Consider the following 14,300-nt stretch of genomic DNA (forward strand, 5'->3'; position numbering starts at 1 on the left):
TTTTTATTTTACTACCTATAAATATTACTATATAAAAGGGGTATAGAAGCTATACCTCTTAGACCCAGCCGAACCCTGCCACTCACCGCCATCCACTACCACTTTTCCAAAGCCAATCTTTATAGTCTTTAAATTCACGCCCGAACATTAAAATTAAAAATAATGCAAGGAGAAGACGATTTAAGAGGTTTAGCCAAAATAATGGCTTTTATGAGAGCAGTTAGTATTCTATTAGTACTGATGCATCTTTATTGGTTTTGTTATGGTTTCTTTATGGAACGTGGCTGGACACTAGAAGTAATCAATAAAATATTAGGGAATTTTGACCGAACAGCCGGTTTGTTTTCGCATACTTTATATACCAAAGTATTTGCAATCGTGTTATTGGCTTTAAGCTGTTTGGGAACCAAAGGCGTGAAGAACGAGAAGATAACCTGGTCAAAGATTTACGTGGCTTTGGGAATTGGTTTTTTGCTGTTCTTTCTGAATACACCACTGTTAAAGTTGTCGCCCATCATTGGCACATTCTTTTATATACTGACTATCGGACTAGGTTATATTGCTTTGCTGATGGCTGGGGTTTGGATAAGCAGGTTATTGAAAAACAACCTGATGGATGATGTTTTCAATATGGAGAACGAAAGTTTTATGCAGGAAACCAAATTGATGGAAAATGAATATTCCGTAAACCTGCCTACTAAATTTTGGTACAATAAAAAGGAACACAAGGGCTGGATCAATATAGTAAATCCTTTCAGAGCAACGATTGTTTTGGGGACTCCGGGTTCTGGTAAATCGTATGCCGTCGTTAACAATTATATCAAGCAACAAATTGAAAAAGGTTTTTCGATGTATATCTACGATTTCAAGTTTGACGACCTTTCTACTATTGCTTATAATCATTTATTGAAACATCAGGATAAGTACGAAATAAAACCAAAGTTCTACGTCATCAACTTTGACGATCCACGCAAGAGCCATCGTTGCAATCCGCTCAATCCAGATTTTATGACTGACATATCCGATGCTTACGAAGCCGCTTACACGATTATGTTGAACCTCAACAGAAGCTGGATACAAAAACAAGGAGATTTCTTTGTCGAATCTCCAATTATTCTTTTAGCGGCTATCATCTGGTTTTTAAAAATTTACGAGAATGGTAAGTATTGCACCTTTCCACACGCCATTGAATTGCTGAATAAAAAGTATTCGGATGTATTTACCATTTTAACTTCGTATCCTGATTTGGAAAACTATCTTTCACCATTTATGGATGCTTGGCAAGGCGGAGCACAAGACCAGTTGCAGGGACAAATTGCATCGGCTAAAATCCCTTTGTCACGAATGATATCACCGCAGTTGTATTGGGTTATGACAGGCGCTGATTTTTCATTGGACATCAACAACCCGAACGAGCCGAAGATTTTGTGCGTGGGTAACAATCCCGACCGTCAAAATATCTACTCCGCAGCTTTGGGCTTGTACAACTCCCGAATTGTCAAGCTCATCAATAAGAAAGGACAATTAAAGAGTTCGGTTATTATAGATGAGTTGCCCACGATTTATTTTAGAGGGTTGGACAATCTTATCGCAACGGCGAGAAGTAATAAGGTGGCTGTGTGCTTGGGCTTTCAGGACTTTTCGCAGTTGATACGTGATTACGGCGATAAAGAAGCTAAAGTTATTCAAAACACCGTAGGTAATGTATTCAGTGGACAGGTTGTAGGAGAAACGGCAAAAAGCCTTTCGGAACGTTTTGGAAAAGTATTACAGAAACGTCAAAGTATGACGATAAACCGTAATGATAAATCAACTTCTATTTCTACACAATTAGACAGCCTTATTCCGGCTTCCAAAATTTCAACCTTAACGCAGGGTATGTTTGTCGGTTCTGTATCGGATAATTTTGACGATCGTATCGAACAAAAGATATTTCACGCAGAAATCGTGGTCGATAATGAAAAGGTAGCCGCCGAAACAAAAGCCTATCAAAAGATACCGCAAATCCTATCCTTTGTAGATGAGCAAGGCGAGGATAAAATGAAGCAGGAAATTGAAAGCAATTACCGTCAGATAAAATCAGATATTCTGCATATCGTCGAAAGTGAAATGGAACGGATTAAGAATGACCCGAACTTACAGCATTTGATACAGCAAGAGTAATAAAGGTACAAGTGGAAATTTTTAGTATAGACTAAAAAATATTGGCGATACTTCTTCTTAAATTTAGTATGGAGTGTCGCCAATATTGTTTTGAACAGTATGTAAAACAAATATTCAGAATGAAAAAGGATATTATATAAAATAGTAATTATTCAAAACAATGCAATGCCATTGCATTACTTTTTTACTAACTTTGCAAAAGAATATGAAAGTCTTTTTTTCCATATTGGCAATTTATATGATGGCGGTATTTTTAATGCCTTGTACCGATATGTATGAAAAGGAGAGTTTTCAAAACCATAACCATTCAGAAGAATTAGCCCATAAAGCAAGCCACGACCATCAGGAAAAACCTGATATGTGCAGTCCGTTTTGTTTATGCGGTTGTTGTGGAATGGTGTCGGGCATAGTGCTTCAATGGAATGTATATAACTTAGTTAAGAAGACCTTTGACTTGTCTAAGGCCAAAGTTTACTATAAATCTATCTTTATATCCCTCTATCTGGGAGAAATTTGGCAACCGCCAAAGATTAATGCATAATTTTTAATGTTTAAATGATTACAGCTTAATGCTAACAGCGTTAGCTTGGTTTTTAGGGTATTTATATTCCCTAAAAACATAATCATTATGATTTTATCATTATTTATCCATCATTAATCATCACAAAAAGTGTTAAATAACATTATAAAATTCTCTATAAAGAATAAGTTCATTATAGGATTAATGACCTTATTACTCATCATTTGGGGGGTATGGAGTGCCACGAAAATCCCCATTGATGCCCAACCTGACATTACAAACAATCAGGTTCAGATTATTACCCTGTCACCAACATTAGCAGGACAGGAGGTGGAGCAACTGGTTACATTTCCTGTAGAGCAAAGTATCGTCAATCTTCCCAAAGTAGAAGAAATAAGAAGTGTTTCGAGGTTTGGACTATCTGTTGTAACCGTAGTGTTTCAAGACAATGTCGATATTTATTTTGCAAGACAGTTGGTAAGCCAACAGCTGAAAGAAGCACAAGACCAGATACCTGATGGAGTTGGAACGCCTGAACTTGCTCCTGTCAGTACAGGTCTTGGCGAAGTGTACCAATACATTCTCCATCCCAAACAAGGAAGCGAAGATAAATATTCTGCAATGGATTTACGGACAATGCAGGATTGGATTGTCGCCAGACAACTTTACGGTACTCCGGGAATTGCAGAAGTTAATAGTTTCGGCGGTCTGCTCAAACAATACGAGGTATCCGTTGACCCTAACCGCATCAAAGCGATGGACGTCAGTATCTCCGATATTTTTACTGCACTCGAAAACAACAACCAAAATACCGGAGGCGCTTATATTGATAAGAAACCCAATGCATACTTCATTCGGGGAATTGGTTTAGTCACTTCACTGGAAGATGTAGGTAATATTGTTGTTAAAAATACGGAAAGTGTTCCGGTATTCATCAAAGATGTAGCAAAAGTACAATTTGGTCACGCTACCCGATACGGAGCAATGACCTATAACGGCGAAGTAGATGCTGTGGGAGGTATTGTAATGATGCTCAAGGGAGAAAACACTGCTACGGTCGTAAAAAACATCAAAGAAAAAATACCGGTTATCCAACAATCTCTACCCGATGATGTGGTCATAGAACCTTATTTGGATAGAATGAACCTGGTAGATAGAGCGATAAGTACTGTCGAAAAAAACCTAATTGAAGGTGCATTAATCGTAATATTTGTATTGATTATCTTCTTAGGGAATTTCAGGGCAGGTTTAATCGTCGCATCAGCTATACCGTTATCAATGCTTTTTGCATTGGGAATGATGAGGTTATTTGGCGTAAGTGCCAACCTGATGAGTTTGGGAGCTATTGATTTCGGATTGATAGTGGACGGTTCGCTGATCGTTGTTGAAGCCACAATGCACCATTTGGGCTTACGGAAATCCACTCAAAAACTTACGCAGGCAGAAATGGACGAGGAGGTGTATGAATCTGCAAGAAAAATCCGTACGAGTGCAGCATTTGGAGAAATCATTATCCTCATTGTTTATATTCCTATCCTTACTTTGGTCGGCATAGAAGGAAAAATGTTTACGCCAATGGCGCAGACCGTAAGTTTCGCCATTTTGGGAGCTTTGATTTTGTCCTTTACCTATATCCCGATGATGAGTGCCTTGTGTCTGTCTAAAAAACCGATTACCAAAAGGAATTTTTCAGACAAAATGATGGACTATCTTCAAGGGGTTTATAAGCCTTTGTTAGAAAAAGCCATTCGGATAAAATATGTGATTATTGCGGTTGCCGTCGGACTTTTTACCATTAGTATATTCCTTTTTTCACGGATGGGCGGAGAGTTCCTGCCAACATTGGGCGAGGGCGATTTTGCTTTCCATTGTATTTTGCCGCAAGGAACATCCTTAAGCCAAAGTCTGGAAACCTCTATGCAGGCATCTAAGATAATCAAGGAGTTTGACGAAGTAAAAATGGTTGTAGGAAAAACGGGGGCTGCCGAAGTACCGACAGACCCGATGCCGCCCGAAGCGACCGACCTGATGATTATTCTTAAACCACAGGACGAATGGAAAACAAAGAAATCGTATGACGAACTTTCCAATGAAATGATGGAGAAACTCGAAGTTATTCCCGGTGTATTCTTTGAAGCCAACCAGCCGATACAGATGAGGTTTAATGAACTGATGACGGGTATCAGGCAAGATGTAGCTGTGAAAATATTCGGAGAGAACCTCGACAGTTTGTTGATTTATGCCAATAAAGCCAATGCCATTATTCAAACGGTAGAGGGTGCAACCGCTCCGCAGGTAGAACGGATAGCAGGTCTTCCACAGATTAATATCGAATACGACCGTACCCGAATAGCCAACTATGGCTTGAATGTACAGGAGATAAACGATATTGTCAGTACTGCGTTTGCAGGTAAATCAGCAGGCGTGGTTTATGAAAATGAGCGTAGATTTGATTTGGTGGTACGGCTTGATGAAGAACACCGCAGTTCTATTGAGGATGTGAGCAATCTGTTTATTCCACTTCCAAACGGAGAGCAGGTTCCACTTTCGCAGGTTGCCAACATTGACTATAAATTAGGTCCTGCACAAATCAGCCGTGAAGGAGGAAAACGAAGGATATATGTCGGATTTAATGTACAAGGGCGGGATGTAGCAAGTGTTGTAGAAGAAATTCAGGATAAGTTGGCTGAACAGGTTAAGCTACCGACAGGATATTATTTTACCTATGGCGGTCAGTTTGAGAACCTCCAAAAAGCTACTGACAGATTACTGATTGCAGTACCTATCGCCCTGCTTTTGATTTTTATCTTATTGTACTTCACGTTTCATTCGTTCAAGGAAGCCGTTTTGGTCTATACAGCTATCCCGATGAGTGCCATTGGAGGTGTGTTTGCCCTATTGTTGAGGGATATGCCATTCAGCATATCAGCAGGTGTAGGGTTTATCGCTTTGTTTGGTGTTGCTGTTCTGAACGGGATTGTACTGATTTCCACATTCAACAGATTGGAAAAAGAGGGTTGGAACGAGATTATCCCGAGAATTATCGAGGGGGCTAAAACAAGACTAAGACCCGTATTAATGACAGCGTCGGTAGCAAGTTTAGGTTTCTTACCGATGGCATTGAGTACAAGTGCGGGTGCAGAAGTACAAAAACCGTTGGCAACGGTCGTTATCGGCGGATTGATGTCAGCAACGGCATTGACGTTATTCGTACTGCCTTTACTATACCTCGTATTTATGAGAAATCATAAGCCTACAAAAAATAATAAAATGAAAGCCATAACACCTATATTGTTACTGTTTACGTTCTTAGGCTTTTCTCAAACCAGTAATGCACAAAATCCTGTAAACGTAGATAGAGCTATCGAAATAGCTATGGAAAATAACCCTCAGCTCCGTTCCAAAAAATTGGAGATTCAATCTACCCAAAGTTTGAGTAAGACAGCATATGAGCTACCGAAAACCGATTTAAATTTCCAATATGGGAATACAGATGGATTTGAGTACAATGACGGTTTCCAAATTTCGCAGACTATACCCTTTCCAACACTTTTTGGGGTAAAGAAAAACCTTGTCAAAGAGCAAGTCAAAGGGCAAGAATGGTCAAAGGCTCTGACAGAAAATGAGCTAAGAAAGCAGGTAAGAACATATTATTATCAGTTAGCGTATCTGGAACATAATGCTTCGGTATTGAAGTATTTGGATAGTATTTATGCAGACTTTATCCGTGTGGCGGAGCTGCGTTATAAAACAGGAGATATAGGGCGGATAGAAGTCAGTACGGCTGTTACCAAAAAGGGGGAAATCAATATATTGCTCCAGCAAAATGAGGTCTTCAGGCAAAATGCCTATCAGAATCTTAAAAACCTGATGCAGACAAAGGAAGATTTTGCCATTGAACCCAAATCAGACTATGAACCATTACTTTTGACTTCTTTCATAGACAGTTCAGCTATTGAAAACCACCCAAGCATCCAGCTATTGTATCAGGAGGCTAAAATCGCTGAACAGAACAAGAAGTTGGAACGGGCAAACAGCCTGCCTGATTTTACGTTCGGTTATAATAATATATCGCTGATAGGAATGCACAGTAGAAACGGCGTGGAACAATTTTACGGCAGAGGACAGCGGTTCAGTTTTGTTGATGTAGGCATAACCATTCCACTCTTTACTACGACCAGAGCGAAAATCCGTTCCCTTGATTATCAAAAACAATCATTGGAACTGAATGCCCAATGGCAACAACAGCAGCTAAAAACGGAGTTGGCAAATGCCCTGAAACAATATGAACAGAATGTTTCACAGTTTACCTATTTCAAGGAGCAGGCACTTCCGAATGCTGATGAAATCATCAATGCGGCAAAGTTAGGGTACAGTACCGGAGATATTTCTTATGTGGAGTACCTCTTTGCCTTGCAGACAACAACCGATATTCAGCTTAATTATCTAAAGAGCATACAGCAAATCAATGAGGCTGTAACGCTTATTCATTCATTAATCAGCAAATAATACAAAATATGAAACGTATCATCAATAATATAGTTTTCAGCGTTTTTGTCCTCGTAGCAATCTTTGCTTTGAACGCCTGTACAAATAAACATACGGAGGACGACGGACATAATCACGGTAGCGAAGCAGCAGCAACAACGGACGAACACGAAGAAGAAAACGTTGCGGTACTGACCGATGAACAGATAAAAGCTGTAGGTATCGAAATCGGGATGATTGAACAGAAACAATTGTCCGCAACATTGAAAGCCAACGGTGGATTGAGAGTACCCAACAGCAACAAGGCAAATGCAACTTCAATGTTTGGCGGCGTTATCAAATCCCTCAATGTGGAGATAGGCGATTTCGTAAAAAAAGGTCAGGTCATCGCCACTATTTCCAATCCGGAATTCATACAATTACAGGAAGAATACCTAAGCATCAATAGCAGGATAGAATTTGCAGAGCAGGAAGTTGCAAGACAAAGAGAGCTGAACGAGGGAAATGCAGGTGCAAAGAAAAACCTGCAAAGTGCCACATCTGAATTGAACACGTTGAGAACACGAAAAGCATCGTTACAACAACAAATCCAAATGATGGGCATTAATCCGGCTTCCCTGTCAAATTCCAGCCTTAAATCCTCGTTGGTCGTTACAAGTCCGATAGGCGGTACGGTAAGTAACGTTTTTGCCAAAATCGGAAGCTATGTAGATGTGTCTTCGCCTATTGCCGAAATAATAGAGAACACAGCATTGCACTTGGACTTACAGGTTTATGAAAAAGATATTCCCCTAATCAAAATAGGTCAGAAAATAGATTTTGTCGTAACCAACAACCCCAATAAGACCCATTCTGCCGAAGTTTATAGTATAGGTTCATCTTTTAGCGGAGAGAGCAAAACCATTGCCGTTCACAGCAGAATTACCGGAGATAAAACAGGATTGATTGACGGAATGAGCATAACCGGAAATGTAAGTTTAGATGATGTATTAAGTACGGCTGTACCCAACGAAGCGGTTGTCAATGCAGACGGGAAATATTACATCTTTTTGGTCAAGGAGCAGGAAGAAGAACCGCACGACCATAAAGAAGATGAGGCTCACGACCACGGTTCGGAAAATGGAACTCAATTTACAAGAATGGAGGTCGTTAAAGGTGCTTCTCAATTGGGTTACACGGCGATAACGCCTGTAAATGAAATTCCACACGGTACACATATCGTGATAAAAGGTGCGTTTTTTGTGAATGCAAAAATGAATGATACCGGAGAACACGGTCACGCTCACTAAAATGGTATATAATGAAAAAAAGCATTGAACAAAAGCTGTTGTCAAAGAACACCAATCCGACCAGTATGCGGATATTGGTATATGATTTCTTGGAGCAACAGCAGACAGCGATGTCCTTATCTGAAATCGAAAGTCATTTCTATAAAGCAGACAGGGTTACGATTTACAGGACTTTGAAAACTTTCGAGGAAAAAGGCATTGTACACAGTATTCAGGAGAACACTACCGTTAAGTATATTTTGTGTCACGATGGGTGTGATGAAGAAACACACAAAGATTGGCACTTACATTTCTATTGTAAAATCTGTAAACAGACAACCTGTAAGGAGGATTTTATAATACCGCAGAATGGAAACCAAAATTACCGTATTGACGAAATAAAACTATTTGGTAAAGGTATTTGCGAGAACTGTTTAAAGGAGAGTTTGCAATAGCATTGCAGGCTCTTCCTGTGTATCTTTGTCATAAATATAAATGTGTTATGGATAACTATCTTAAAGAAACAAAAATCCTTGACTACTCAAACGTTTCTATACAAGAGCTATTGGAACAAAGAGGGTGGAAAGATTTGGGCAATGTTTCAAGAGTTAAAGCCATTTACAATTTTGTCAGGGATGAAATAAAATTTGGCTACAATGTTTCGGACGATATACCTGCATCAGAAATATTGCAGGATGGCTATGGACAGTGCAATACCAAAGCGACTTTGCTAATGACGTTATTAAGAGCAACGGGAATACCTAACCGCATTCACGGTTTTACCATTGACAAAGCCTTGCAAAAAGGAGCTATTACGGGTATTTGGTACAAACTTTCGCCTCAAAACATCTTACATAGCTGGGTAGAAGTATGGGTAAATGAACAGTGGTATTTTTTAGAAGGTGTGATTTTGGATAAACCCTATCTCACCAAATTGCAGGAGCAGAACAGCGATTGCAAAACCACATTTTGTGGTTTCGGGGTTTATACCGATAATTTTGAGAACCCACCGATTGAATGGAACCTCAACAATACGTTTATTCAGGATAAGGGCATCAATCAGGACTTTGGCGTTTTTGATACACCCGATGAATTTTATTCTAAGCATCAGCAAAAGCTAAATGCGTTAAAGCGATTTGTTTTTCAGTATATCGTGAGGTATATAATGAATAATAACGTAGAAATAATAAGAAATAAAAGTGTAACGAACCTAAAAAATTAAAGGCTATGACAAATACAGACAAAAATCATAAGCATACGTATGATGCACAAGGCAAAATGACTTGTTGCACGCTGGAAGAAAAAATTTACACCGAAGCAGGTGCAAAAGAGCTGGTAAATGAAAAGCATCAACACGACCACGGCGATGATGAAGGACACGACCACAGTCATAGTGAGAGTAGTCCAATTAAAATGTTTTTGCCGAGTATAATATCATTGGTATTGTTGCTTGCTGCCATAGCATTTGATCATTGGCTTCCACAGCAATGGTTTACGGGTTGGGTAAGGATTATTTGGTATGTGGTTGCGTATGCTCCCGTTGGGTTTCCTGTATTGACAGATGCCGTGAAAAGCATCAGAAAAGGGGAAATCTTTTCAGAGTTCTTTTTAATGGGCATTGCCACCATCGGGGCATTTGCCATTGGCGAATATCCCGAGGGCGTTGCCGTGATGTTGTTTTATGCTGTTGGAGAAGTTTTTCAGACAATGGCGGTTTCCAGAGCCAAAGCAAATATCAAATCATTGCTCGACCAAAGACCTGATGAGGTAACGGTTTTAAGAAACGACCAACCCCTAACTGTAAAGGCGGAAACCGTGAATATCGGCGAAATAATACAATTGAAACCGGGAGAAAAATTAGGTTTGGACGGAGAATTATTGTCTGAAACGGCATCGTTCAACACCTCAGCACTCACAGGCGAAAGCAAACCCGACACCAAAGCCAAAGGCGAAACGGTTTTGGCAGGTATGATAAACCTTAATACCGTTGCACAAGTGCAGGTCACAACCGCATATATGGATAGTAAGTTGAGTAAAATTTTGGAATTGGTACAAAATGCTACTTCACAAAAAGCACCAACGGAATTATTTATCCGCAAGTTTGCGAAAATATATACCCCTATAGTGGTACTGTTAGCGGTCGCTATCTGTGTGCTGCCTTACTTTTTCGTAGCTGATTATGAGTTTAGGGATTGGTTGTACAGGGCTTTGGTATTCTTAGTTATTTCTTGTCCTTGTGCCTTAGTAATCAGTATTCCATTGGGTTATTTCGGTGGCATTGGAGCAGCGAGCAAAAACGGAATACTGTTCAAAGGAAGTAACTTTTTAGATAGCCTTTCCAATATCCAAAATGTGGTAATGGATAAAACGGGTACAATGACAGAGGGTGTTTTCAAGGTTCAAGAAGTGGTATTTGACAAAGCGTTCAATCAAGATGAAATTTTGCAATTGGTCAATGTATTGGAAAGCCACAGTACGCACCCCGTAGCGACAGCTATTCACGAATACGTGGGGGAACTGGATAATACAATCCGCTTAGAAAATACAGAGGAAATTGCTGGACACGGGCTGAAATCAACCGTAAATGGTAAAGACTTGTTGGTTGGAAATTTCAAGCTGATGAACAAGTTTGGAATACAATACGACTTAGATCCGAACAGCATCGTTTATACGACCATTGCCGTTGCTTACGATAACAAATTTGTCGGTTACATTACGATTGCCGACAGTATCAAAGAAGATGCAGAGAAAACCATCCGTTTATTGCATAAACTCAATGTGAAAGCAACTATGCTTAGCGGAGATAAAAGTACAGTGGTAAAGTATGTAGCGGAGCAGTTGGGGATAGATAATGCTTTTGGGGATTTATTGCCCGAAGATAAAGTAAACAGGGTTAAAGAAATTAAAGCCAAAGGCGAAAGCGTTGCTTTCGTCGGCGACGGCGTGAACGATGCTCCCGTTGTGGCGTTGAGCGACGTAGGTATCGCAATGGGCGGTTTGGGAAGCGATGCCACTATTGAAACGGCAGATGTGGTCATACAAGACGATAAGCCGAGCAAAATCCCAATGGCAATCAATATTGGAAAAAAGACAAAGAAAATCGTTTGGCAAAATATCACATTGGCATTTGTGGTAAAAGGAATTGTATTGGTGCTTGGTGCAGGTGGATTGGCTACAATGTGGGAAGCCGTTTTTGCTGATGTGGGCGTGGCGTTATTGGCTATTCTTAATGCGGTACGAATACAGCGGATGAAATTTTAAAGGACGTCAATTTATAAGTATTGAAAAGAAAACAGAAAATACGCAAAAAGAAATATATAAAGGTATTCAACCGAAGCGACTTAATGTCTTTGGACATCAGTGACGACAACCTTGTTGATGTAAGAACCATTTAAGTAGGTTGAAGTATGCTTCTGAAAACCCCGTAACCGGGCGTATGGGTGTATTCAATATGGGACGAAATATCAGTGTTAAATTAATAATGAATTTCTGATTCGATATTATTGAGTGAAAGATTTAAAAGAACGCTAGCAGGAAATGTAACTGACACTATAATGCTCATGGAATAAAAATAAATGGCGGATAAGAGAAACTTATCTGCCATTTATTTCAAAAAAAACGAACCGGTTTGAAAAATACCATTATCTTTGCAATAGTTTTTTTGTTTTTTACATGTTAAAAAGGATAAACATATTAATGATTATATGCTTATTGGGCTTTTTTATAATCCCAATGCAATCCTATGCGTGTAAATCGCATTCCAAAGAAATTGTTATCAAGGAGAAGTCATGTTGCAGTGCCAACAAGCAGCATCATTCAGAAGATCAATGTGAGAAAGACTGCTGTAAGTCTAAGGATGACACGAGCAATGAATGCTCTGGAAATTGTGGACCTACGTCCTGCCACAGCTCTTCTAATAGTTTTTCTGCAACACCCCCATTTTTTAGGAACGCTCAAAATCCTGTTTTTTCTAAAAGTAAAAAATCATACCCTTTATACAAAGAACCCTTTTATTCTACAGGGGAATCTTCCATTTGGCAACCGCCTAAAATAAGTTAAATTAGTACTGTATAGCCATAGGTGTGCGAAATCGGTTGATTTTGCACCTATCCGCAATACATGTTTTATTAAAAGCCAGATCTGGCTTTTGATTATTTACCATTTTTAATACTTAATAAGGTTCCAAATGAAATCAATATCAAAAATATTGATGGTAATCACCGTATTACTATCCGCAGCAAACAGCTTTGCGCAAAACCAGAACGAGCAACATCACAACCATGGTGGAACAGCTCAAGCAAAGAATATTCCATCACAAAATTTATCACAATTACATGCCGTATTTGACAAGTATTTTTCCATAAAAGATGCTTTGGTAAACGCAGATGTAAATATAGCATCTTCAAATGCTACTGAATTAGCCACAGTTATTAAAACAGTGGATATGGGTGAACTTTCTCCCAAAGAGCATACCGTATGGATGAAGGTCATGAAGGAACTGTCTTTAAACACAGAAAACATCTCGAAATCGAAAGACGTCGTAAAGCAACGGAGGGCATTTGCCCTACTTTCTAAGAATGTCTATGAATTGGCAAACGCATCAAAGCAAAAAACAACTATGTACTACCAAAACTGCCCGATGTACAACGATGGCAAAGGTGCAACTTGGTTAAGTAAAAGTACGGATATCAAAAACCCGTATTACGGTTCAAAAATGCTGACCTGCGGTAGTACTATTGAAAAATTAAATTAGTCAGCCATTATGAGATGTCTATTGATTGGGATCGTTACTTCTATTGTAGTCATATTTAGTTCATGCAACAATAACCCTACACTAAAGGTGCAAGACAATACATATACTTCAAAAAGCTCAAATACAAATACCCGTGGCCACAATGCCTTTGAAATGGGCGATGTAGTTCCGTCGGAAGAGGTATGCATGGTCAACAATGAATACATGGGCAAAAAACAATTTGAGGTAAATTTTGAAGGAAAAATATATTACGGATGTTGCCAGATGTGTAAAGAACGTATTCCAAAAGATCCTTCTACACGCGTTGCCATAGATCCATTTTCCAAAAAGCAGATAGATAAAGCGACTGCTATAATAGCAATTACCGGCAACAACGGGGAAGTATCATATTTTGAAAATAATACTACATATACAAATTACATAAATCAATTTTAATTATTAAAAACAGAAATCATGACAATGAAACATTTATTTGTAGGCTTACTAGCCTCATCCGTATTGACCTTGGCAGCATGCAATGGCGCTTCTGAAAAAAAATCAGAAAGCGACGTCCATACTGAAACAACGGTATCCAACGAAAGCAACGCTGCAAGCGACCAGGGAACTTTTTCGGAACTTTTTTCCCATTACCAGCACCTGACTTTTGCTTTGTCTTCCGATAATGATAAAGAAGCCGCAAATGCAGCTAAAGGCATGCTGGAAGCACTCCCCAAGATTAATACCGAGGGCTTTAGTGCAGAACAGAAAAGCACCTTCGATGACATCGCTGCTGATATTCAGGAACATTCGGAGCACATAGGTGATAACATAGGCAATATCGCTCATCAAAGAGAACATTTAGTGATCTTGAGCAAGGATTTTTATGATATAACAAAAGAATTCGGCACCGAAAAGCCCATGTACAAGATTTTTTGCTCGATGTACGATGACAACAAAGGAGCATATTGGTTAAGCGATAGCAAAGAGGTCAAAAACCCTTACTATGGTGAAGATATGCTAACATGTGGTGAAGTTCAGGAAGAACTGAAGTAAAAACGCTGATTAAGATTTGAAATTCAAATATCAGGTACCGGTCGATTTCTGTAGCCTGGTATCTGATATTAAAATG

At 39.3% G+C, this 14,300-nt stretch carries 10 protein-coding genes; all 10 read left to right on the forward strand.

Features of this window, described 5'->3' with window-relative positions:
- The first annotated feature begins 159 nt into the window (after positions 1-159).
- The 10 genes from mobC to NLF99_RS10975 all read left to right on the forward strand — a co-directional run bounded on the left by mobC (position 160) and on the right by NLF99_RS10975 (position 14,224).
- Positions 160-2,163 carry a conjugal transfer protein MobC gene (mobC, locus tag NLF99_RS10930; protein WP_254528651.1) on the forward strand — a complete coding sequence of 668 codons (2,004 nt, stop codon included), beginning with the start codon at positions 160-162 and terminating at the stop codon, positions 2,161-2,163.
- 205 nt (positions 2,164-2,368) lie between these two features.
- On the forward strand, positions 2,369-2,704 hold the full coding sequence (locus tag NLF99_RS10935; RefSeq protein WP_209023052.1) for a DUF6660 family protein: 336 nt from the start codon (positions 2,369-2,371) through the stop codon (positions 2,702-2,704).
- Between the two features lie 129 nt (positions 2,705-2,833).
- Positions 2,834-7,192, forward strand: a complete 4,359-nt coding sequence (locus tag NLF99_RS10940; protein WP_094258246.1) for a CusA/CzcA family heavy metal efflux RND transporter — start codon at positions 2,834-2,836, stop codon at positions 7,190-7,192.
- An 8-nt stretch (positions 7,193-7,200) separates the two neighbouring features.
- The gene (locus NLF99_RS10945) at positions 7,201-8,460 is read left to right on the forward strand and encodes an efflux RND transporter periplasmic adaptor subunit (RefSeq protein ID WP_094258247.1); all 1,260 of its coding nucleotides are present in this window, start codon (positions 7,201-7,203) and stop codon (positions 8,458-8,460) included.
- Between the two features lie 11 nt (positions 8,461-8,471).
- A complete protein-coding gene (locus tag NLF99_RS10950) occupies positions 8,472-8,894 on the forward strand; it encodes a Fur family transcriptional regulator (protein ID WP_094258248.1) in 423 nt (140 codons plus the stop codon).
- The gene (locus NLF99_RS10955; protein WP_237219449.1) at positions 8,861-9,661 is read left to right on the forward strand and encodes a transglutaminase family protein; all 801 of its coding nucleotides are present in this window, start codon (positions 8,861-8,863) and stop codon (positions 9,659-9,661) included. Before NLF99_RS10950 ends, NLF99_RS10955 begins: the two co-directional genes overlap by 34 nt.
- 5 nt (positions 9,662-9,666) lie before the next feature.
- A complete protein-coding gene (locus NLF99_RS10960) occupies positions 9,667-11,700 on the forward strand; it encodes a heavy metal translocating P-type ATPase (protein WP_094258249.1) in 2,034 nt (677 codons plus the stop codon).
- Between the two features lie 925 nt (positions 11,701-12,625).
- Positions 12,626-13,192 (forward strand): DUF3347 domain-containing protein, encoded by a 567-nt coding sequence (locus NLF99_RS10965; protein ID WP_232046363.1) that lies wholly within the window; start codon positions 12,626-12,628, stop codon positions 13,190-13,192.
- 9 nt (positions 13,193-13,201) lie between these two features.
- Positions 13,202-13,627, forward strand: a complete 426-nt coding sequence (locus NLF99_RS10970; protein WP_254528217.1) for a hypothetical protein — start codon at positions 13,202-13,204, stop codon at positions 13,625-13,627.
- Positions 13,628-13,651: 24 nt separating this feature from the next.
- Positions 13,652-14,224: a DUF3347 domain-containing protein gene (locus NLF99_RS10975; protein ID WP_227694340.1), complete on the forward strand. Its 573-nt coding sequence runs from the start codon at positions 13,652-13,654 to the stop codon at positions 14,222-14,224.
- The last annotated feature ends 76 nt before the right edge of the window (positions 14,225-14,300 follow it).

The organism is Sphingobacterium sp. LZ11T8 (genome assembly GCF_024261425.1).
Lineage (GTDB): Bacteria > Bacteroidota > Bacteroidia > Sphingobacteriales > Sphingobacteriaceae > Sphingobacterium.